Here is a 20,898-nt window from a genome sequence, read left to right as displayed (position 1 = left end):
TCAGCCACGTGATCATTCTGACGGTCCGGTACCGCCCAGCGCAGCAATACAGTGACGCCTCATCACAGGGCGAACGTTGCCTGATGCGGCACTAGGGCAGCCGCCAGTCCACCGGCTCGGCCCCCTGCCGTTGGAGGAGATCGTTGGCCCGGCTGAACGGGCGCGAGCCGAAGAAGCCCCGGTCCGCGGACATCGGCGAAGGGTGCGCCGACTCGATCGCCGGATACTCGCCGAGCAGGGGGCGCAGGTTGCGCGCGTCCCGCCCCCACAGGATCGACACCAGCGGCCGTTCCCGCGCGACGAGGGCACGGATGGCCTGCTCGGTGACCTCCTCCCAGCCCTTGCCCCGGTGGGCGCCCGGCTTGCGCGGGGCCGTGGTGAGCGCCCTGTTGAGCAGCAGTACGCCCTGCTGGGTCCACGGGGTCAGATCACCGTTGGAGGGCCTGGGCAGGCCCAGATCCGAGTTCATCTCCCGGTAGATGTTCTCCAGGCTGCCCGGCAGCGACCGCACCTGCGGCGAGACCGCGAAACTCAGGCCGATCGCCATTCCCGGCGTCGGATAGGGGTCCTGACCGACGATCAGGACCCTTACGTCGTCGAAGGGTTGCTGGAACGCCCGCAGGACGTTCGCTCCCGCCGGGAGATAGGTCCGGCCGGCCGCGACCTCGGAGCGCAGGAAGTCACCCATGCCCGCGATACGCCCGGCCACCGGTTCCAGGGCCTTCGCCCAGCCGGCCTCTACTAGTTCATGCAACGGTCGTGGTGCCACGCCGCGTCACTCTAGCGGCCCACACCGACAGCCCGTGCCCGCGGACCGGCCGCTGCGGGGCGGCGTCGGCGGCGCTAGTCTTCCTCCTCACCAACGTCATCGAGCCGGTCGGGCGGATCGCGCAGCCGGCCGTCAGAGGGAAGGGAACCCGGTGCGTCCAGTGCCCGAGCCACTCCCTCGCGAGCACCGCGCCTCCCCGTCCTCCTCCCCCGCGTCGGCGGACCCCGTCGAGGACGGGGTGCTGCCGTGACCGGGGACGCCCAGGCCGGTACGGCGGGATTCCTCGCCGTGGACTCGGGCGGCTCCGGGCTCCGGGCCGTCGTCGGTGTGCCCGGGCGCGGGCCACTGGCGCGAGGGGAGTCCGGTGAGCCGGTGCGCACCGGCCCACGGGGCATCGACCCCGGACACCTCCTGGAGCAACTGGTGCCCATGGCCCGGGCGTTGGCCACCGAGGCCGGAGTGGGGCGGCTGGAGACCGCCGTACTGGGGGCAGCCGGGCTCGCCACCTTGGGCGACGCGCTGCGCGCCGAACTGCCCGGCGCGCTGGCACGGCACCTCGGCGTGCGCCGGGTCGCGCTGGCCGCCGACGCGGTCACCGCCTACACCGGCGCGCTGGGCCCTCGTCCCGGCGCCGTCGTCGCCGCCGGGACCGGGCTGATCGCCATCGGCACCGACCTCATGGGCTGGCGGCGCGCGGACGGCTGGGGGCATCTGCTCGGCGACTGCGGCAGCGGAGCCTGGATCGGACGGGCCGGCCTGGAGGCCGCGCTGCGCGCCCACGACGGCCGGGACGGCGGCTCGGCGCTGCTGCTGGCCCGCGCCGAGGAGGCGTTCGGGCCGATGGCGGAACTGCCCGGCAGGCTCTACCCGCGCTCCGACCGCGCCGCCGTCCTGGCCTCCTTCGCACCCGTGGTGGCCGCCTGCGCGGACGACGACCCCGTCGCGGCCGGTGTGCTGCGCGCGGCCGCCCGGCACATGGCCGAGTCCGCCGCGGCCGTCTGCCCGCCCGGGGGAGAGCCGCTGCTCGCCCTCACCGGCGGCCTGTTCAAGCTGGGCGACCCCCTCCTCGTGCCGCTGGAGAGGGAACTCTCCGAGCGGCTCCCGCACGCACGGCGGGTGCGCGCCGAGGGCGATCCGCTGCACGGCTGCGTGCGCATCGCGACCGACCTGGCCAGAGACGTCCTCGCCCTGCCGGGTGATGAGAAGTTGCTGTACGTACCACCCCTACAAAGGGATTGATCCCCCCACATCAGCATCTGCCGGACAAGTACACCCATGGACCGGCCGAGTTGTCCCCATCCGGTCCGATGGGGCCACACCGGCGCTTGACATCCGTACGTAACTCATCAGACAAAACCGGACGGATACCGCTCACCTGCACCCTCCCCGAACAGGGGCGCCCCGGAAGCCAGTAACATGCGGCGCCATGAGCTCCCCCACTGGGCCCGCGCCCGGCCTACCAGTACGAATGCCGCGCCCCCGCCAGCCCGGACGGCACCGCCGACCCGAACCGCTGGCGGCGCCCGAGGGCGCGCCCGCTCTCGTCCTCGCGGTGCCGGGCACCCCCGGCGACGCCACGCGGGGCCTCGCCGAGGAGGTCGTGAGCATCGCCCGCTCCGAGCTGCCCGGACTCGACGCCCGGATCGGCTACCTCGACGGGGACGACGCGGACCACCCGACCGTGCAGTCCGTCCTCACCCGTGCGGCCGAGGAGCGGACCGCCCGCTACGAGCAGGCTGTCGCCGCCGGCGCGGACGTCAAGGAGCCCGACGGTCCGGTCGCGGTCGTGGTGCCGCTGCTGGCCGGTCCGGACAACGCGCTGCTGCGCCGGATCCGCCAGGCCGTCATGGACAGCCGGGTCGCCGCCGAGCTGACCGATGTGCTCGGCCCGCACCCGCTGCTCGCCGAGGCGCTGCACGTCCGGCTGTCGGAGGCGGGCCTGGCCCGTGCCGACCGTGCCCGCCTGTTCACCGTGGCCACCGCGGCCGACGGGATCATCCTGGCCTCCGTGGGCGGTGAGGAGGCCGTGCAGGCGGCCGGGATCACCGGCATGCTGCTCGCCGCCCGCCTCGCGGTGCCGGTGATGGCGGCCGCTCTCGACCAGGACGGCTCGATCGCCTCCGTCGCCGAGCAACTGCGGACCGCCGGCTCCCAGCAGCTCGCCCTGGCGCCGTACCTGATCGGCCCGGAGATCGAAGCGGAGCTGATCGAGGCCGCCGCCGAGGAGGCGGGCTGTTCCGCCGCCGAGGCGCTCGGCCCGTACCCGGCGATCGGCAAGCTCGCCCTGGCCAACTACACGACGGCTCTGGGCATCGCCCCGCAGCAGCCGCAGAGCGCGCCGGCCCGCTGACGCCCGCAGTCCTGCCCCGTACGACCAGGGGCCCGCTCCTCACCAGCCGAGGAGCGGGCCCTTCGCCATGCCGATCACGCCGCCGGCCGGACCATCAGGGTCGTTCGTGCCGTGCGCGTCGTTCGTGCCGTCGGGGGCGCCCGGCGCCCGTGCGCGCGTTCAGCCGAAGACCACGCAGGACGCCGCCGCCACCTCGACCGCGCCGGCCCGCGCGGGCAGCCCCGTCGCCTCGTCCACGGCGAACCAGGTGACGTTCCCGGAGCGTTCGTTGGCGACGTACAGGAAGCCGTCGGACAGGGCCAGCGCCCGGGGCCAGTGGCCGCCGCACGGCACGCTCCCGACCAGCCGCAGCCGCTCGCCGTCCGCCTCGACCGCGAACGCGGACAGGACGTCCTCGCCGCGCGTCGCGGTCCACAGGAACCGGCCGTCCGGCGCGACCGCGATCCCCGAGGGGTAGGCGTCGCCGGCCGGGGCGTCGGGCAGGACCGGGTTCTCGGTCAGAGGCTTGAGCGACCCCTCGGCGGCGTCCCAGCGGCAGACCGTGACGGTGGGCGTCAGTTCGTTGACGACGTAGGCGTACGCGCCGTCCGGGTGGAACGTCAGGTGGCGGGGCCCGGAGCCGGGCCGCAGCGCGATCTCCCGGTGTACGGCGAGCCGCCCCTCCGTCAGCGTGCACACGCGGACCGAGTCGGTGCCGAGGTCCACACTGACGGCCCAGCGGCCGCTCGGGTCGGGCTGGACCTGGTGGGCGTGCGGACCGCGCTGGCGGCGCTCGTGCGGGCCCGAGCCGGTGTGCCGCAGCACGTCCGAGGCGGCCGGGGCGAGGCGCCCGTCGGCGTGGACGGGAACGGCGCTGACGCTGCCTGAGCCGTAGTTGGCCGTCAGGACGTGCCCGTCGAGCAGGCTCAGGTGGGTGGGTCCGCTGCCGCCGACGCTCACCGGCGGGCCGGTCAGCTCGACCGTCTCGCCCTTCACGCGGTAGGCCGCCACGGCGCCCTCGGCCGTCTCGCTCACCGCGTAGAGCGTGCCGCCGTCGCGGGACAGGGCCAGGTACGAGGGGTCGAGGACGCCGTCGACGCCGCTGAGGACGGTCAGTGCCCCGCCGTCCTCGGACACCGCCGCGGTGACGACCCCGGGCCCTCCCGCCGCCGTGAACGACCCGATGAACGCCCGCCGCCTGCCGCCGTGTGCCACCACTGGTTCCCCTCTCGGCCGTCCCGTCCGAGCGACGGTAGCAGCCACCCCCTCTAGGTCTAGACCAAGTGGGGGACGTGGTTCGCGACGTGCCGTCGGCGTCAGGCACCGACCAGCGGCGAGCCCGACGGCGTCCGCAGGGGCGTGGCCAGTTCCGCCAGGGCGTGTTCCAGGGCGTGGAGGTGCGTGAGGGCGGCTTCCGCGGCCGTCGGCCGGGGGTGGGCGGGGGCGGCCCGCGGAGCGGCGTCCGCTCCGTCGTCGACGAGGGCTTCCACCGCGAGTTCCACGCGGCGGCACGCGGCGGCCAGCCGCTCGTCGTGGGAGGCCTCCGGGTCGGCGGCGACGGCGACGAGGCCGCGGACCTCGCGGGCGCAGTCGTCGAGCAGGGCGAGCACCTGGCGGGCGCGCCGCTTGCGGCCGCGCATCGGGTTCAGCGGGTGCACGAGCGGGGCGACGGAGAGCCGCACCCGGCCGAGCAGCTGTTCGAGTTCGGCCACGCGGGGCGCCGGGTCGGCGCCGGCGGTGCCGGCCAGCCGGGCCGCGGCCTCGGCCGTGCACGTGTGGACACAGCGCAGGGCCCGCTGGATCCAGGCGTCCGTGACGGCGTGGGTGGTGACGGGCAGCACGAACAGCACGGCCAGCCAGGCGCCGAGCGCGCCGACGGCCGTCTCCCCGAGCCGCAGGGCGAGCAGCCCGGGAACTCCCGGGACCCCGGGAACCCCGGGAACCCCGGGAACCCCGGGAACCCCGGGACCGCCGGGAACGAGGACGCCGAGAAGGCCGTACAGCGCCGTGGCGAGCAGCGTGACCCAGAGCATCATCCAGGTGTAGGACACGGCGGCCGTGTAGAAGATGCCGAAGACGCTGACGGCGACCAGGACGGCGGTGGGGAACGCGGCCCCGTGCAGTGGGACGACGACCAGGGCGGCCAGAGCGATGCCGAGCACCGTGCCGAGGACCCGGCGGAAGCCGCGGACCAGGGTCTCGCCCCGCGAGGCCGTATTCACGAACACCCACCAGGTCGCGCCGACGGCCCAGTACCAGCGCTCGCCTGACACCATCTGACCCACGACGAGGGCGAAGCCGGCGCCCGCCGTCGCCTGCACGGCCTGCCGGGTGGTCACCCGCTCCAGTCCGCCGCCGCCCAGGACGGCGGGAGCGGCGGCGGCAGGAAGCCGGCGTTCGTAGCACCACACTCCGAAGCGCACCACCGCCGCGGTGAGCACGGACAGCAGGACGGCGGCGGACACCTCGGCCAGCCGCCCGGTCGTGGTGTGCAGGAACTGCGCCACGAAGAAGGTCATGAACGCGAACACGCCGAGACTGTGGCCGCGCGGCCCCCAGCGGCGCGCGTACACGCCCGCGCCGACCACGGCGAGAAAGGCGAGGTCGCGTGCCACGGGGTGGTCGTGCAGTCCGGCCGCGACGGCGAGCACGGGCAGTCCGGCGACCGGCAGCAGCGCGGTGGTGACGAGTTGTCCGCGCACCGTGGGGTCGGTGACCGTGAACAGGGCGAGCAGCGCGGCGAGCCCGCCGGCGACGGCGCCCGGAAGGGAGTGTCCCGCCGCCCCGCAGGCGGCGACCGCCAGGCCGATGCCGAGCACGGCCCTGGCGGCGAAACGCAGCCGTGTCCGCCCCGGGTCCGGAGCCACGAACACCCTCTTCAGCACTGCTTACCGCCCCCCGTGGAAGACACCTGGATCGCCGGACGACACCGGCATGAGAAAGGCGCCGCGGAGATCCGCAGCGCCATCGACGTGTCCATGAGAGCATCACCGCCGCCCCTGGCTCAAGCGAACCCGGCACCACTGGGCCATTGGCACATTCGGACATCTCGTCGACGTGCAGGCAGAGAGCCAATGGACTACGACATCTGGCCCATCCGGGCGGCGTTCCGATGAGCCATTGGTACAGTCAGAGCCGATCACCGACCTGGGAGGAGACCCGCGTCGCCATGGCCGTGGACGAACTCGACACCCGCATCCTGCGGCTGCTTCTGCAGCAGCCGCGCACCAGCGTGCGCGAGTGCGCCCGCGTTCTCGGTGTCGCCCGGGGCACCCTCCAGGCCCGCCTCGACCGCCTCGAACGGGACGGCGTGATCACCGGCACGGGTCCCGCCCTCTCCCCCGTCGCGCTCGGCCACCCGGTCCTGGCGTTCGTGCACATCGAGGTCACCCAGGGACACCTGGACGACGTCGGGGACGCGCTGGCCGCCGTACCGGAGATCGTCGAGGCGTTCTCGATCACGGGCGGAGGCGACCTGCTCACCCGTGTCGTGGCGCGCGACAACGCCCATCTGGAGGACGTCATCCAGAAGCTCATCAGCCTGCCGGGCGTGGTCCGCACCCGCACGGAGGTGGCGTTGCGCGAGCGTGTCCCGTACCGGCTGCTGCCGCTGGTGGAGTCGATCGGCCGCAGCGCGCGGAAGTGACGCGGGGCGACTACGCCCCGCGGCCCGGCCTGCCCCGTCCGCCGCTCCTGCCGCCGCCGGAACCGCCGCGCCGGTTGCGGGCCGCGGAGCCGCCCGCACCGCCGGCCGCCCGGCCGGAGCGGCCCGACGCCTGGCCCGTACGGCCGTCCGCCTTGCCACCCGTCTTTCCACCGGGCTTTCCACTGGCCTTTCCGCCGGCAGCGGGCTTGCGGCGGGATTCCGCCTCCGCACGGCGGTCCTTGCGCCGGGACTGGTCCTCGGGCTGGGCCTGGGCGCGGCCCCGGGTGCTGTTCACGGTCCGGCCGCGGACGATCCCGACGAAGTGCTCCACCAGGTCGGTGTGCGCCTCCTCCGGCCAGCACAGCGCGATGCTCGACTGCGGGGCATCGGTCACCGGCCGGTAGGTGAGGTCCCTGCGGTGGTGGAGGCGGGCCAGCGACTGGGGAACGACGAGCAGCCCCACTCCGGCCGCCACCAGCTCCACGGCGTCACCCGTGGTGGCAGGGCGCTCGAAGGCCTCCTCGCCGGGTGGCCGCTCCCAGCCGAGGACGTCGTCGAGCGGGTGGAGAACGACCTCGTCGGCCAGGTCCGCCACGGACACCTCGTCCACGGCGGTCACCAGATGGTCCTTGGGGACGATCACCACCGTGGTCTCGCTGTAGAGGGGGATCGCGCTGAAGTACGTACGGTCCACCGGCAGGCGTACGATCCCCGCGTCCGCCGCGCCACCGCGCAGCACCTCGGCCACCTCGGCGGCCGGAACCTGGACGAGGTCGAGGGGGACGTCCGGCAGGCGCTCGTTCCAGATGCGCACCCACTTGGCGGGCGTCGCCCCGGGGACGTACGCGAGCCGGAACGAGGCAGTTGCATCCGAGCCGGTCACGCCGCCAGGTTACCCGGCGTGGTCGGCCGCCTTGTCCGCGGTCGATAGTCTGGACACCATGAAGTCGCACCAGACCGCCCAGACGATGAAGCCCGCCACCGCGGCGAAGAAGCTGGGTGTGTACCTCCCCGCCACGCCCACCGAGTTCCAGGAGGGCGTCGTCTCGCGTGCCGAGCTCAACGAGCTCCAGGCCGATCCGCCCGAGTGGCTGCGGGAACTGCGACGCGACGGCCCCCACCCGCGTCCGGTGATCGCGGCCAAGCTGGGGGTCTCCATCTCCGGTCTCGCTCGCGGCGGGGTCACCGAGGCCCTGACCACCGAGCAGATCGAGGCGCTGAAGCAGGAGCAGCCCGAGTGGCTGGAGAAGGAGCGCGCCACGCAGGCCGAGGTGCGCAAGGAGACGGCACGCCTGAAGCAGCGCGCCGCCGAACGCGCCGAGCAGGACGCGGAGCAGGCGCCGGGCCACTGACCTGCCGACGGGGGCCGGTGGCGGGGAAATGCGTGGACGGCGTCCCGCCCCGCCCGGCAAAGTGGCCCCCGTGACGAGCAGCGAACTGTGGAGCCGCGAAACCGCCGAACGCTACGACGCCGGGGAGGCCGAGACGTCCTCGGCCGCCTTCCTCGGGCCGACTCTCGACTTCCTCTCCGAACTCGCCGGTGACGGGCGGGCGTTGGAGTTCGCCGTCGGGACCGGGCGGGTCGGCGTCCCGCTCCGGGAACGGGGCGTGCCCGTGGTGGGCATCGAACTGTCCGAGCACATGGCGGCGGTCCTGCGGCGCAAGATCGACGAGGACAGGCTCCCGGTCGCCCTCGGGGACATGGCCACGACCACCGTCCCCGGCGAGTTCACCCTGGTCTACCTCGTCTACAACACGATCACGAACCTGCTCACCCAGGACGAGCAGGTCGAGTGCTTCCGCAACGCCGCACGCCATCTGTCGCCCGGCGGCCGGTTCGTCATCGAGTTGGGCGTGCCGCCGCTGCGGTTCCTGCCGCCCGGGCAGATCGCGGTGCCGTTCGACGTCTCAGACCGGCACCTCGGCTTCGACACCTTCGACCTCGTCGAGCAGATCCTCGTCTCGCACCACTTCAGCCGTGACGGTGAGGACGGCCGTTACCGCCGCACCGACTCCCGGCACCGGTACGCGTGGCCGGCGGAACTCGACCTCATGGCGCGGATCGCGGGGCTCGAACTGGAACGGCGCGTCGCCGACTGGGACGGGGCGCCGTTCGCCGAGGACTCCCCGAAGCACATCTCCGTGTGGCGCAAGCCGTCTTGAGACACCCCTGCCTCGTCCTCCTGGTCCTGCCTCCCAGGACTGTTCACAGGCCGCCGGCGACGCGGAGCGCGTCCCCGGCGTCCAGGCCGACGCGGGAGGCCAGGGCGAGGGCGTCGTCGAAGGTGACGTCGTCTCCGGCAAGGCGGACGGCGGCCAGCGCGGGTGGGACCTTGCCGTGGTCGAGCAGCGTGGTCCACTGCCGGCGGCCAAGCGCGAGGTAGCGCAGGTTCGCGAGGTCGGCGAGGACGGTCAGGTCGGCTGTCTCGGCGCCGGAGAGGTCCAGGCCGTGCAGGTTGGGGGCGCTGCGCAGGGGCGTGAGGTCGGCCGGGGCGGTGGTGTTCAGGTCGAGCGACGCGAGGTGGGGGTGACCTGCCAGCGCGGTGAGGTCGCCGCCGGCGAGGGCGACGCGGACGGACTCGACCGGCAGGTCGCGCAGGGGCGTCAGGTCGGCGGTGGTGGAGCGGTTGAGGTGCAGGCGGCGCAGTCCGGGGGCGGCGGTGAGCGGACCGAGGTCGACGGTGCCGGTGGCGTCGTTGACGTGGATGGCCTGGAGGGTGGGCGGAACCTCTTCAGGGATACCGCCGATGATCTGCCGGGTGCCGTTGTCGCAGCCGGGCCGGCGCAGGGAGATGTGGTCGTCGTCCGTCTCGTAGGAGCCCTGTTCCAGCAGTTCCAGGTGCTGCCGGAGCAGGGAGGTGAGGGAGTCGGCGACGTACACGGGGCCGTCGTCGTAGTCGCGGCCTGTGGCGATGACCTGGCCGGGCCGGCCGTCACGGGCGGGGGCCATGGCCACGGCGAGGTAGTTGCCGTCCTCGCCGCTGGCGAAGCGGATCCAGCCGGGGTGGCCTCCGCAGCGGCGGACGGTCTCGGCGGGGGCGGTGTCGAACACCACGGCGTCCCATTCCAGGTCCCAGCCGAACCAGGGACGGTCCTGCCACTCGCGTGAGTCGGTGTACTCGCCGACCAGGTTCTCCAGCGGCAGCCAGGCGTAGTTCCCGATCAGGTAGCGGTGCCGGTACCCGATGCCGTCCCCGTCGGCGATCAGGTACAGCGCGCGCAGGTCGGCGGGCAGCGGGCGGCCGATACGGCGTTCGGCGTCGTCGAGCGCGGCCTCGGTGACGGGCGGGGGCAGTTCCTCGGCGTGTCCCAGGACGGCGGCACGCCGCTCGAGGTAGGCGCGGAACGTCGCCGCTGCCAGTTCCGGATCGCCCGCGGGGGCGGCCGTGCCCGCCTGCTGGCGCGTGCCCGGCTGTGCCAGGCGGTGGTCGGGGTCCAGGACTATCTCGTAGCCGCCTCCCGGTCCGGACACGCGGCCGACGGAGTCCCTGAACACGACGAGCCGGTACTCGCCGGAGGGCCGGCAGTCCATCTCCCAGCTGACGGGATCCCAGCCGCGGTCGTCGCGCACCACCTCCGCGAGTTCCGCCAGCCGGGAGTGCATCCGGGGCAGCCCCATGGGAGTACGCGGCCCGGGGATGACGCGGCCGCCCGTGATCCCGGTACCGCCGCGGCCCGCGTGGCCGCAGAGCACGGCCCGCGTCCATCCCTCCGGCGCGTTCCCGACGATCTGTTCGGCCATGCGGCGGGCCGTCTGCTCGACCATGCGCTGCTGCCCCCGTTCTGTGGAATACACCGCCATCCTGGCAGCGGCCACTGACAACGGGCGGCTACGGGCACCCCGCGAACCCGGTACCGACTGCGGCCCCGGTACCGACCGCGGCGGGGCGCCGGGCGGGGACGGCGGCGATGCGGGGCGTCAGGCGGGGGCGGTGGCGATGCGGAGCGCCGGAACTATCCGAGGAACGACAGACGGACCTGGCGGTTGGGGTTGTCCCGGTTGGTGTCCACCAGGCACACCGACTGCCAGGTGCCCAGTTCCAGCCGGCCGCCGAGGACCGGGATGGTCGCGTGCGGCGGCACGATGGCGGGCAGGACATGGTCGCGGCCGTGGCCGGGGCTGCCGTGACGGTGCTGCCAGCGGTCGTCGGCGGGCAGCAGGGTGTGCAGGGCGGCGAGCAGGTCGTCGTCACTGCCGGCGCCGGTCTCGATGATCGCGATGCCGGCGGTGGCGTGCGGCACGAACAGGTTCAGCAGACCGTCCCGGCCGGCCGCGGTCTCCTGGAGGAAGGCCTCGCAGTCACGGGTCAGGTCGACGACCGTCTCCCGGGAACCGGAGGCCACGTTCAGCACTCGGGTGGTGAAGGCACGTGACATGGTCCCCATCCTCCTCGATCGCCGGGGAAGATCGGCGCCCGCGGCACGGTTGGGAGGAACGTGAACACCGAACGCGAGGTCGACGTCGTCGTCGTGGGCGCTGGTCAGGCGGGTCTGTCCAGCGCCTATCACCTGCGGCGCACAGGATTCGAGCCGGACCGCGACTTCGTCGTGCTCGACCGCCCCGCCGGTCCGGGCGGTGCCTGGCAGTTCCGGTGGCCTTCGCTGACGTACGGCAAGGTGCACGGGATGCACGCGCTGCCGGGGATGGAGCTGACCGGCGCCGATCCCGCGCGGCCGTCGTCGGAGGTCGTCGCCGCGTACTTCGCCGACTACGAACGCGCCTTCGACCTGCGGGTGCGGCGGCCGGTGGAGGTCACCGCCGTCACGGAGGGCCCCGGCGGGCGGCTGCGCGTGGAAACCTCCGACGGCACCTGGTCGACACGCGCGCTGATCAACGCGACCGGCACCTGGGACCAGCCGTTCCTGCCGCGGTATCCGGGTCAGGAGACCTTCCGCGGGCGGCAGTTGCACACGGCGCGGTACGCGGGGCCCGAGGAGTTCACCGGGCAGCGCGTGATCGTGGTGGGCGGCGGCGCCTCCGGCACCCAGCACCTGCTGGAGATCGCCCCGTACGCGGCCGCCACCACCTGGGTGACACGACGGCCGCCGGTCTTCCGGGACGGCCCGTTCGACGAGAACGCGGGGCGTGCGGCGGTGGCGCTGGTCGAGGAGCGGGTGCGGCGGGGGCTGCCGCCCAGGAGTGTCGTCTCGGTGACGGGACTTCCGCTGAACGACGCCGTCCGGCAGGGGCTGAAGGACGGGGTCCTGGACCGGCAGCCGATGTTCGAGCGGATCACCCCGGACGGGGTGATGTGGGCGGACGGACGGCATGTGACGGCCGATGTCATCCTCTGGGCGACCGGGTTCCGGCCCTCGCTGCGCCATCTGACGCCGCTCGGGCTGCGCGAACCGGGCGGCGGCATCCGTGTGGACGGCACCCGGGCGGTCGCCGATCCCCGGATCCACCTGGTCGGCTACGGCCCTTCGGCCAGCACGATCGGCGCCAACCGCGCCGGACGCGCGGCCGTCCGGGACATCAGGCGCCTGCTGGAGGAGGAGCCGGCCGCCGCGGCGTGACGGTGGCAGCTGCCGCGGCGCAACGGCGTGAGCAGCCGCGGCGTGACCGGCATGGGCCGCCGTGGCCGGGCACGCCCTGAACCGCCGCGGCCGGGCACGGCTCACTTCGTGGGCTGTGGACTGCTGCCTTTCAGGTGGGCGTTGAACTCCGCCACATTGCGCTGGTGCTCGCTGTAGTCGGCGGTGAAGCGCGTGTCACCCGGCTTGACGGTGACGAAGTACAGCCAGTCGCCCTGCGCGGGGTTGGTCGCCGCGTGCATGGCGTCCTCGCCCGGACTGTCGATGGGCGTCGGCGGCAGCCCCATGCGCTGGTAGGAGTTGTAGGGGCTCTCCAGCCGGGTGTCCTCCATGCTCATGCGGACCGTGTTGCGGTTGAGGGCGTAGTTGAGGGTCGAGTCCATCTGAAGCGGCATACCGTGCTCCAGCCGGTTGAAGACGACCCGTGCCACCTTGCTCATGTCGGCCTTCGAGGCGGCCTCGGCCTGGACGATGCTCGCGATGGTGATCGCCTGGTACAGGTTCATGGAGTTGCGCTCCGGGCCGGCGGCGACCGGGGCCGCGGCGAACCGCTTGTTCGCGGTGTCGACCATGTAGGTCAGCAGGGACTGCGGGGTGGTCTTGTCGTCGATGGGATACGTCGCCGGGAAGAGGTAGCCCTCGGGGTTGCCCTCGGCGGCGTTCGGCAGGTTCAGTTGGGCGTCGGCGAGCGACTGCTTCGTGGTGCCGGGGGCCAGGGCGAGGGCCTTGTCGATGGCGGCGTAGATCTGGCCGGACCGCCAGCCCTCGGGGATCACCAGCGAGCGGGGGTTCGCCAGGGCGTCGTGGCGGAGCGTCAGCAGCGGCACCGCCACGGCGGTGCCGGCCAGGACGGCCCCGGTCAGGACCAGGACCACACGGCCCCTGCGTGTCAGTCGGGTCGTTCTCCGTGACGGAGTGTTCCTCTGCATGCGGGCACGGTAACCCCCAAAGGGCCGCAAACCCGGCATATCGTCAGCTTGTCGGTTCCAGTTGCGCGTCCCGGCGGACCAGGGCCGCATAGCGTCCGTCGAGCTCCAGCAACTCCTCGTGCGTACCGCGTTCGGCCGGCCGTCCGGAGTCGAGGACCACGATCTGGTCGGCCCCGCGCACGGTGGACAGGCGGTGCGCGATGGTCAGGGTCGTCCGGTTGGCGGACAGGGCGTCGATGGCCTCCTGCACGGCGGCCTCCGTGCGGGTGTCCAGGGCACTGGTGGCCTCGTCGAGGATGAGGACCGGCGGGTCGCGCAGGATGGTCCGGGCGATCGCCAGGCGCTGCTTCTCACCGCCGGAGAAGCGGTGGCCGCGTTCACCGACGACCGTGTCGTAGCCGTCCGGCAGGGCCGCGATGTGGTCGTGGATCTGCGCCGCCTTCGCCGCCGCCCGCAGTTCCTCGTCGGTGGCGTCCGGCTTGGCGAAGCGGAGGTTCTCGGCGACCGAGGCGTGGAAGAGGTACGTCTCCTGGGAGACGACGCCGACCGCGCGGGCGAGGGTGTCGAAGTCGAGGTCGCGCACGTCGACGCCGTCGATGGTGACGCGGCCGCCCGTGACGTCGTAGAGCCGGGGCACCAGGTAGCCGAGGGTGGACTTGCCGGCGCCGGTCGGGCCGACGATCGCGAGGCTGCTGCCGGCGGGCACGGTGACGTCGATGCCCTCCAGGATCGGGCCGCTCTTGTCGTCGTAGCGGAAGTCGACGTCCTCGAAGCGGACCTCGCCCTTGACGCGGTCGAGGTGGATCGGGCGCTCGCGCTCGGTGATGTCGATCGGCAGGTCCAGGTATTCGAAGATGCGCTGGAACAGCGCGAGCGAGGTCTGGATCTGCACACCGGTGGACAGCAGGCTGACGGTCGGCCGGAACAGTCCCTGCTGGAGCGAGACGAAGGCGACGATCGTGCCGATGGAGACCTGGGGACCGCCGAACTGGAGGGCCACTCCCGCGGTCCAGTAGATGACGGCGGGCAGGGCGGCCATGACGATCGTGATGACGGCCATGCGCCAGCGCCCGGCCATGTTCGACCTCACCTCGAGGTCGACCAGGCCTTCCGACTCCGCGCTGAAGGAGTCGGTCAGCGAGGCCGAGCGGCCCATCGTGCGGCCGAGCAGGATGCCGCTGACGGAGAGGGATTCGGTGACCGTGGCGGCGATCGCGGCCATCTGCTTCTGCCGCTGGGTGGTGATCTTCTTGCGCTCGTTGCCGACGCGGCGACTGATCCACACGAACACCGGGAGCAGCAGCAGCGAGACGACGGTGAGCCGCCAGTCGAGGGCGACCATCGCGACGATCGTGGCGACCACGCTGGTGACGTTGGAGACGAGCGAGGTGGCGGTGGAGGTCACGGTGGCCTGCATGCCGCCGATGTCGTTGGCGATGCGGGACTGCACCTCGCCGGTGCGGGTCCGGGTGAAGAAGGCCAGGGACATGCGCTGCAGCCGCCCGTAGACGGCGGTGCGCAGGTCGTGCATGACCCGCTGGCCGACGGTCGTGGAGATCAGTGTCTGCAGGACGCCGAAGACGCTCGTGAGGACGGCGCTGAGGATCATGCCGAGGGCGAGCAGGCTCAGCAGGCCGGTGCGACCCTGCGGGATCGCGACGTCGAGGGTCTCCTTCAGCAGGAACGGCGTGGCGACGGAGACCAGCGAGGCGGCTCCCACCAGCAGGCCGACAATCGCGAGACGCCCCCGGTAGGGGCGGAAGAGGCGCAGGATCCGGCGGACCTGCCGCGGCTGCTCCCCGGCGTCGGCGGGTGGGGTCCAGATGGGTTGATGGTCGGGATGCATGGGCTCCTACGGGGGTGAGTGGGTGCCGGCCCGCAGGTGCGGCCGACGTCGACCACCCGATCCTAGCTCACTGTTACCTATACTCACAATGAACGAGGTCCTGGTATTGTTCCCGCATGACCACCCCCGACGCCGACGGTCTTCTCGCCGAGCAGCTGCTGCGGCTCACCCGCCGGGTGCACCGCATCCAGAAGCGGCACCTCGAACAGCACGCCCTGGGCATCACGCCGGCCCAGTCCCGGCTGCTGCGCACCCTGGCACACTTCGGCGAGCCGCCCCGCATGGCGGACCTCGCCGAGTCCCTGGAGGTCGTGCCCCGCGCGGTGACCACACTCGTGGACGGCCTCGAGGCGAACGGCAAGGTGCGCCGGGCCCCCGATCCGGCCAACCGCAGGGTCATCCGCATCGAGCTCACCGACGACGGACGCAAGGCCCTGGGTGAGCTGCGCCGCGCCCGGCGGGCCGCCGCGGAGGAGATCCTGGCGCCCCTGACGGGTGAGCAGCGCGAGACGCTCGGCGGACTGCTGGACACGCTGGTGGGCACGGTCCCCGCCCAGGGGCGCGGCTGCTGAACCGTACCTTCGACGCGTCAACGCCGGTCCGAACAGGGCACGTTGACGCCGGGAGTGAAGAGAGCGCGGGGCGGCTTGCACACACGGTGCTCGTTCACCGGCCACCCGGCTGACGCGGCGGCTACAGCCGCAGGTTGGCCTTGTCCCCCATGACGATGACGGGCTTGTCCTTCGGATCGAGCCTGCGGAGCAGGTACTCCATCGCGGACTCCGGAACGCTCACGCAGCCCAGCGTGCCGTCACCGTGGTCCAGGTGCAGCCAGATACCGCCGCCCTTGCTCTGGCCCATCGGACGGGTCGGATCGTCCGGACGAGTGCCGCGCAGGCGGTTGTAGTCGATGGCGATGACGTAGTCGAAGTCGTGCCAGTGCGCTTCGTCCCAGGAGAAGGGGGAGATGAAGGCGTTCTCGTCCTGGGTGTACGGGAGCCGGGCGCCGGGGTCGTCGAGGACGCCGCCGGCGTCGGAGAGCGTGAACACTCCCACCGGGCTGCGCTCGTCGTTCTCCCAGTGGTCGACCGCCCAGCCGCGCTTGCCGTTGTGGGCCGGCCAACTCCCTTGCGGCTCCCACCTGGTGCCGTACTTCTCGTAGAGAACGAGCGTGGAGTCGGGGGAGGTCTCGTGGTCGCCGAAGACCGCCACGATCTGGCGAGTGCCGATGGGGATCTGCTGCCACATGCGGTCCCCGATTCCCGGCACCCGGGACTGCACCACGGGTGGGCTGGGCCGGGCGGTCCCCGTCGGCCCGCCCGGCCTGGGTATGTCGCCGTAGTGGCGGACCTCGTCGGACGTTCCGCCGCACGCGGCCAGCGCCGCCAGAAGGAAACCGCAGGTCGCCGCAGCGACCATCGCACGCCTTGCACCGCGAGTCTGCATATCCTCATCTTGGCCAGGGGACACGACGTGATCTAGTCGGGATTGGCCCAAATAGCCTTATCCCCTCCTCATTGAGGCATTCCACTGTTCGACTCCTGGTCAGAGGCCCCTGGCACGTGGGCCGGAACGCGGTGGGTCCCGGCATCCGACGGGTCGGGAGCGAAGCGGCCAATCCCGTTCCCCCGGTACGGAAAACCGCTTGCTTTCGACCACTTTGCGCCGCCACGCTGTCACGGCTCGCCCGCCGCCCCGGCGGCAGCCTTCCGCCCCTGACACGAGCCACTGGGACGTCATGCAGATTCAAGACCTTCCGTATCCCGATCCGGGCGTGCCTGACGCACGCTCGGGTCCCCGACTCCTGTGGTGGCTGGGGCGGAACCAGCTGGGCGGGCAGATGAAGGCGCTGGCGTGGGGACTGCTGCACTTCGCCTCCGTCTCCGCCCTCCCGTTCTGCGTCGGCGTCGCCATCCAGGCGGTCGTCGACCGTTCGGGCGCGCGGCTGGCCTTCGCCGGCGGGCTGCTTACGGTGGCTTGTGCCGGCAACGCGCTCGGCGACACCTACCTGCACCGCGCCGCGGTCACCAACTGGATCACCGCCGCCGCCCGCGTCCAGCAACTGCTCGCCCGCAAGGCCGCCGCGCTGGGCTCGGCGCTGACCCGGCGGGTGGCCGCCGGCGAGGTGGTCGCCGTGTCCACCGGTGATGTCGAGAAAATCGGCTGGTTCGTGGAGGCCGTGTCCCGGTTCACCGCGGCGGCCGTCACCATCGTGCTGGTCTGTGTCGCCCTGCTCGTCTACCAGCCCGCGCTGGGCGTGGTCGTCGCCGTGGGCCTGCCGGCGCTGGCTCTCGCGGTGCTGCCGCTGCTGCCCCGTGCGACCCGGCGTGCCGACGTGCAGCGCGAGAAGGCGGGCCGCGCCACCGAACTGGCCTCGGACACCGTCGCCGGACTGCGGGTGCTGCGCGGCATCGGCGGGGAGGAGCTGTTCCTCGACCGCTACCGGAGTGCCTCCCAGGAGGTGCGGCACGCGGCCGTCCGCAGTGCCCGCATGTGGTCCCTGATCGCCGCGATCCAGGTCCTGCTGCCGGGCCTGCTGCTGATCGGGGTCGTCTGGTACGGCGTGCACCTGGCCCGCGCGGGCCGGATCAGCGTGGGCGAACTCGTCACCGTCTACAGCTCCGTCATGGTCCTCACCTATCCGCTGCGGCACTTCGTCGAGATCGCCATGGCGTACTCCTTCTCCCGCCCGTCGGCCTCCCGGGCCGCCCGGGTGCTGTCCCTGGAACGGGCCACCGACGGGGCCGGGACACGGGCACCCGTCGTGCCGTCAGGTGAACTGCACGACCCGGCGACCGGTCTTCGCGCACCGGCCGGACAACTCACCGCCGTGGTCTGCGGCGACCCGGACGCCGCGGGCCGGCTGGCGGAACGGCTGGGCGGCCACCCCACCGAGCCGGGCACCTCGGCTCTGCTCGGGGGCGTACCGCTGGACGAGTTGCCGCTCGACTCCGCGCGCACCGCCGTCCTGGTCCAGGACAAGGACCCGGTGCTGTTGTCCGGATCGCTGCGCGCACTGCTCGACGTGCCCGCCTCGGGGAAGGTCGCCGCCCGGGATGCGCTCTCCGCCGCCCAGTGCGCCGACGTCCTGGACGCGCTCGCGCAGTCGTCGCCGTCCTCCGAGGACCCGATGGACGTCCGGATCACCGAGCGCGGCCGGTCCCTCTCGGGCGGCCAGCGCCAGCGTCTGGCTCTGGCCCGGTCGCTGATCACCGACCCCGAGGTGCTCGTCCTGGACGAACCGACCTCCGCCGTCGACTCGCACACCGAGGCACGGATCGCACAGGGCCTGCGCGACCTGCGGGCCGGACGCACCACGGTGGTGTTCACCTCCTCTCCGCTCCTCCTGGACCGTGCCGACCGGGTGGTGCTGGTCCACGAGGGCACGGTCACCGCGGTCGGTGTGCACCGGGACCTGGTGCACACCGAACCCCGGTACCGCGCGGTGGTGACCCGGGAGACGGACGAGGAGCGCGCCGGGCACGTTCTGCTCGATGGCGGCAGGCTGCGGGCCGCACCGGACCGCCCGCGGCACGACGCGCCGCGCGACGACGAGGCCGCTCCGCGGGACGCCACGGAAGAAACCCTGGAAAAAGACCTGGAAGAGGACCTGGACGGGGCCCTCGAAGAGATGGAGGAGACGGCATGATCGGCGTGGCGCGCCCTGCCTACGACCCGGCGGCCCCGACCACGGCCGACACCCTGCCCGTCGGGTCCGCCGCGACCGTGCGCTCCTATGTGAGCGAACTGCTGCGCCGGCACCGACGGGCCTTCGTCCTGCTCATCACCGTCAACACCCTCGCCGTGGTGGCCTCCATGGCCGGTCCCTGGCTGCTGGGCGACCTGGTCGAACGGGTGGCGGACGACACCCGGGAGCTGCATCTGCCCCTCACCGCCGCGCTGTTCGTGCTCGCGTTGCTCGTCCAGGCGGTGTTCGTACGGGAAGTGCGGCTGCGCGGGGCGATGCTCGGCGAACGGATGCTGGCCGACCTGCGCGAGGACTTCCTCGTCCGGTCGGTGGGCCTGCCACCGGGCGTGCTGGAGCGGGCGGGCACGGGCGACCTGCTCTCCCGTATCACCACCGACATCGACCGGCTCGCCAACGCGATGCGCGAGGCCGTGCCGCAGCTGGCGATCGGGGTCGTGTGGGTGGCGCTGCTGCTCGGCGGTCTGGTCCTGACCGCGCCGCCGCTCGCCGCGGCCGTGCTGCTGGCCGTGCCCCTGCTGGTACTCGGCTGCCGCTGGTACTTCCGGCGGGCGCCGTCCGCCTACCGCTCCGAGGCCGCGGGCTACGCCGCCGTGGCCGCCGCGCTCACCGAGACCGTCGACGCCGGGCGCACCGTCGAGGCACACCGTCTCGGCGAACGCCGCGTCGCGCTGTCGGAACTCCGGATCACGCAATGGACCGCGTGGGAACGCTACACACTCTGGCTGCGGTCGGTGCTCTTCCCGGTCGTCAACGTCACCCACGTCACCGTGCTCGCCTCGGTGCTCATGGTCGGTGGCGTGTTCGTCCTGCGGGGCTGGATCGGGGTCGGCCAGCTGACGACGGGCGCCCTCATCGCGCAGATGCTGGTCGACCCGGTGGGGCTGATCCTGCGCTGGTACGACGAGTTGCAGGTGGCTCAGGTGTCGCTGGCCCGGCTCGTCGGGGTGCGCGACATCGAGCCGGACGCCGGGGACGACTCCCTGGCCCCCACCGGCCGGGACGTGGACGCGGACCGGGTGCACTTCGGCTACCTGGAGGGCGTCGACGTCCTGCGTGAGGTCTCCCTGAAGGTCGCCCCGGGCACGCGGCTGGCCCTGGTCGGCCCGTCCGGCGCCGGAAAGTCCACGCTGGGCCGGCTGCTCGCCGGGATCTACGCGCCCCGGGACGGCCGGATCGCGCTCGGCGGCGCCGAACTGTCCCGGATGCCCGCCGAACGCGTCCGCTCCCATGTCGCCCTGGTCAACCAGGAGCACCACGTCTTCGTGGGCTCCCTGCGCGACAACCTGCGGCTCGCCCGCACGGACGCCGTCGACGCGGAGCTGTGGGCGGCGCTGGGCGCGGTCGACGCGGACGGCTGGGCTCGTGCCCTCGACGACGGTCTGGACACCGAGGTCGGCTCCGGCGGTCTGGCCCTCACCCCGGCCCAGGCCCAGCAGATCGCCCTGGCCCGGCTGGTCCTGGCCGATCCGCACACACTGGTCCTGGACGAGGCGACCTCGCTGCTCGACCCGCGTGCGGCCCGGCATCTGGAGCGGTCCCTGGCCCGCGTCCTGGACGGCCGCACGGTCGTAGCCATCGCCCACCGGCTCCACACGGCCCACGACGCCGATGTCATCGCGGTGGTCGAGAACGGTCGCATCAGCGAGCTGGGCAGCCACGACGAACTCGTCACGGCGAACGGCGCCTACGCGGCGCTGTGGCGGTCCTGGCACGGGTGACGGCACGGTTCCTCCGCGCCCGCGAGCCCCGTGGCCGGCCCGTGCCGCGCAGCGCGAGCCGCCTCGCCGTACGGCCTGCGGGCCGCGGGCTCTGCCGTCCGGGGTGACGAGTCCGGGGGGCGGCGCGGGGAGGGGTGCGGTGTCGGGCGCGGGCGCTGGGACCGGCGGAGCCGATGGGGCTGACGGAGCCGGTGGGGCTGAGGAAGCCGGTGGGGCTGGCGAGGCCAGCAGGAAGGGAGGGGCCGGCGAGGCCGATTCCGGCGCGGCGGCCTGAGCAGCGACGGAAGCGGTGGCCGACGCGGCGGCGGACGCGGTTGCCGGGACCGGCAGGGTATCGCCGGGGACCTGCAGGGTCAGCGGGACCAGCAGGGTCGCCGGGACCGGCTTCGGCACGGTCACCGATCGGGCCATGGACAC

General features: G+C 73.1%; 18 protein-coding genes. 9 read left to right on the top strand and 9 right to left on the bottom strand.

The window, feature by feature from the left end:
• Positions 1-91: 91 nt before the first annotated feature.
• Positions 92-769 carry a uracil-DNA glycosylase gene (locus tag ACWC91_RS27405; RefSeq protein WP_141363695.1) on the bottom strand — a complete coding sequence of 226 codons (678 nt, stop codon included), beginning with the start codon at positions 767-769 and terminating at the stop codon, positions 92-94.
• Between the two features lie 246 nt (positions 770-1,015).
• Between ACWC91_RS27405 and ACWC91_RS27400 the strand changes: the two genes are divergently transcribed.
• Positions 1,016-2,008 carry an N-acetylglucosamine kinase gene (locus tag ACWC91_RS27400; protein ID WP_450644735.1) on the top strand — a complete coding sequence of 331 codons (993 nt, stop codon included), beginning with the start codon at positions 1,016-1,018 and terminating at the stop codon, positions 2,006-2,008.
• Positions 2,009-2,195: 187 nt separating this feature from the next.
• A complete protein-coding gene (locus ACWC91_RS27395; protein WP_225078478.1) occupies positions 2,196-3,119 on the top strand; it encodes a sirohydrochlorin chelatase in 924 nt (307 codons plus the stop codon).
• Positions 3,120-3,278: 159 nt separating this feature from the next.
• Here ACWC91_RS27395 and ACWC91_RS27390 read toward each other — a convergent pair whose 3' ends face one another.
• Together ACWC91_RS27390 and ACWC91_RS27385 are read right to left on the bottom strand one after the other, a co-directional pair.
• Positions 3,279-4,313 (bottom strand): lactonase family protein, encoded by a 1,035-nt coding sequence (locus ACWC91_RS27390; RefSeq protein WP_281156321.1) that lies wholly within the window; start codon positions 4,311-4,313, stop codon positions 3,279-3,281.
• 101 nt (positions 4,314-4,414) lie between these two features.
• A complete protein-coding gene (locus ACWC91_RS27385; RefSeq protein WP_450644737.1) occupies positions 4,415-5,983 on the bottom strand; it encodes an FUSC family protein in 1,569 nt (522 codons plus the stop codon).
• A gap of 284 nt (positions 5,984-6,267) precedes the next feature.
• On the opposite strand from ACWC91_RS27385, the gene ACWC91_RS27380 reads away from it, so the two are divergent.
• Positions 6,268-6,744, top strand: coding sequence for an Lrp/AsnC family transcriptional regulator (locus tag ACWC91_RS27380; protein ID WP_225078476.1), 477 nt, complete (start codon positions 6,268-6,270; stop codon positions 6,742-6,744).
• A 10-nt stretch (positions 6,745-6,754) separates the two neighbouring features.
• On the opposite strand, the gene ACWC91_RS27375 is transcribed toward ACWC91_RS27380, so the two are convergent.
• The gene (locus tag ACWC91_RS27375) at positions 6,755-7,627 is read right to left on the bottom strand and encodes a LysR family substrate-binding domain-containing protein (protein WP_450726078.1); all 873 of its coding nucleotides are present in this window, start codon (positions 7,625-7,627) and stop codon (positions 6,755-6,757) included.
• Between the two features lie 58 nt (positions 7,628-7,685).
• Here ACWC91_RS27375 and ACWC91_RS27370 point away from each other — a divergent pair, with 58 nt between their 5' ends.
• Both ACWC91_RS27370 and ACWC91_RS27365 read left to right on the top strand, forming a co-directional pair.
• The gene (locus tag ACWC91_RS27370; protein ID WP_225078474.1) at positions 7,686-8,096 is read left to right on the top strand and encodes a DUF5997 family protein; all 411 of its coding nucleotides are present in this window, start codon (positions 7,686-7,688) and stop codon (positions 8,094-8,096) included.
• 70 nt (positions 8,097-8,166) lie between these two features.
• Positions 8,167-8,907: a class I SAM-dependent DNA methyltransferase gene (locus ACWC91_RS27365; RefSeq protein WP_450644331.1), complete on the top strand. Its 741-nt coding sequence runs from the start codon at positions 8,167-8,169 to the stop codon at positions 8,905-8,907.
• A gap of 43 nt (positions 8,908-8,950) precedes the next feature.
• Here ACWC91_RS27365 and ACWC91_RS27360 read toward each other — a convergent pair whose 3' ends face one another.
• A complete protein-coding gene (locus tag ACWC91_RS27360) occupies positions 8,951-10,540 on the bottom strand; it encodes an SMI1/KNR4 family protein (RefSeq protein ID WP_450644329.1) in 1,590 nt (529 codons plus the stop codon).
• Between the two features lie 158 nt (positions 10,541-10,698).
• Positions 10,699-11,121, bottom strand: a complete 423-nt coding sequence (locus tag ACWC91_RS27355; protein WP_376408251.1) for a secondary thiamine-phosphate synthase enzyme YjbQ — start codon at positions 11,119-11,121, stop codon at positions 10,699-10,701.
• Between the two features lie 60 nt (positions 11,122-11,181).
• Here ACWC91_RS27355 and ACWC91_RS27350 point away from each other — a divergent pair, with 60 nt between their 5' ends.
• Positions 11,182-12,261 carry an NAD(P)-binding domain-containing protein gene (locus tag ACWC91_RS27350; RefSeq protein ID WP_450644327.1) on the top strand — a complete coding sequence of 360 codons (1,080 nt, stop codon included), beginning with the start codon at positions 11,182-11,184 and terminating at the stop codon, positions 12,259-12,261.
• Between the two features lie 101 nt (positions 12,262-12,362).
• On the opposite strand, the gene mltG is transcribed toward ACWC91_RS27350, so the two are convergent.
• Positions 12,363-13,208, bottom strand: a complete 846-nt coding sequence (gene mltG / locus ACWC91_RS27345) for an endolytic transglycosylase MltG (protein ID WP_225078468.1) — start codon at positions 13,206-13,208, stop codon at positions 12,363-12,365.
• 43 nt (positions 13,209-13,251) lie between these two features.
• Positions 13,252-15,054: an ABC transporter ATP-binding protein gene (locus tag ACWC91_RS27340; RefSeq protein WP_225078467.1), complete on the bottom strand. Its 1,803-nt coding sequence runs from the start codon at positions 15,052-15,054 to the stop codon at positions 13,252-13,254.
• Positions 15,055-15,170: 116 nt separating this feature from the next.
• On the opposite strand from ACWC91_RS27340, the gene ACWC91_RS27335 reads away from it, so the two are divergent.
• Complete coding sequence (locus ACWC91_RS27335; RefSeq protein ID WP_225078466.1) at positions 15,171-15,626, top strand: MarR family winged helix-turn-helix transcriptional regulator; 456 nt, start codon at positions 15,171-15,173, stop codon at positions 15,624-15,626.
• 121 nt (positions 15,627-15,747) lie between these two features.
• On the opposite strand, the gene ACWC91_RS27330 is transcribed toward ACWC91_RS27335, so the two are convergent.
• Positions 15,748-16,473: a L,D-transpeptidase family protein gene (locus ACWC91_RS27330; protein WP_450644324.1), complete on the bottom strand. Its 726-nt coding sequence runs from the start codon at positions 16,471-16,473 to the stop codon at positions 15,748-15,750.
• A gap of 319 nt (positions 16,474-16,792) precedes the next feature.
• Here ACWC91_RS27330 and ACWC91_RS27325 point away from each other — a divergent pair, with 319 nt between their 5' ends.
• Entirely contained in the window at positions 16,793-18,703 is a 1,911-nt protein-coding gene (locus ACWC91_RS27325; RefSeq protein WP_450726076.1) for an ABC transporter transmembrane domain-containing protein, read from the top strand.
• On the top strand, positions 18,700-20,481 hold the full coding sequence (locus ACWC91_RS27320) for an ABC transporter ATP-binding protein (RefSeq protein WP_225078463.1): 1,782 nt from the start codon (positions 18,700-18,702) through the stop codon (positions 20,479-20,481). The genes ACWC91_RS27325 and ACWC91_RS27320 overlap by 4 nt, the downstream gene beginning before the upstream one ends.
• The last annotated feature ends 417 nt before the right edge of the window (positions 20,482-20,898 follow it).

This window comes from Streptomyces sp. NPDC001204, assembly GCF_053598035.1.
This window is presented reverse-complemented; position numbering and strand designations above follow the sequence as displayed.

Coding starts and splice junctions, on each gene's coding strand:
- ACWC91_RS27330 (WP_450644324.1), bottom strand. CDS start 16,473: ATGGTCGCTGCGGCGACCTGCGGTTTCCTTCTGGCGGCGCTGGCCGCG.
- ACWC91_RS27335 (WP_225078466.1), top strand. CDS start 15,171: ATGACCACCCCCGACGCCGACGGTCTTCTCGCCGAGCAGCTGCTGCGG.
- ACWC91_RS27355 (WP_376408251.1), bottom strand. CDS start 11,121: ATGTCACGTGCCTTCACCACCCGAGTGCTGAACGTGGCCTCCGGTTCC.
- ACWC91_RS27370 (WP_225078474.1), top strand. CDS start 7,686: ATGAAGTCGCACCAGACCGCCCAGACGATGAAGCCCGCCACCGCGGCG.
- ACWC91_RS27380 (WP_225078476.1), top strand. CDS start 6,268: ATGGCCGTGGACGAACTCGACACCCGCATCCTGCGGCTGCTTCTGCAG.
- mltG (WP_225078468.1), bottom strand. CDS start 13,208: ATGCAGAGGAACACTCCGTCACGGAGAACGACCCGACTGACACGCAGG.
- ACWC91_RS27325 (WP_450726076.1), top strand. CDS start 16,793: ATGCAGATTCAAGACCTTCCGTATCCCGATCCGGGCGTGCCTGACGCA.
- ACWC91_RS27340 (WP_225078467.1), bottom strand. CDS start 15,054: ATGCATCCCGACCATCAACCCATCTGGACCCCACCCGCCGACGCCGGG.
- ACWC91_RS27395 (WP_225078478.1), top strand. CDS start 2,196: ATGAGCTCCCCCACTGGGCCCGCGCCCGGCCTACCAGTACGAATGCCG.
- ACWC91_RS27320 (WP_225078463.1), top strand. CDS start 18,700: ATGATCGGCGTGGCGCGCCCTGCCTACGACCCGGCGGCCCCGACCACG.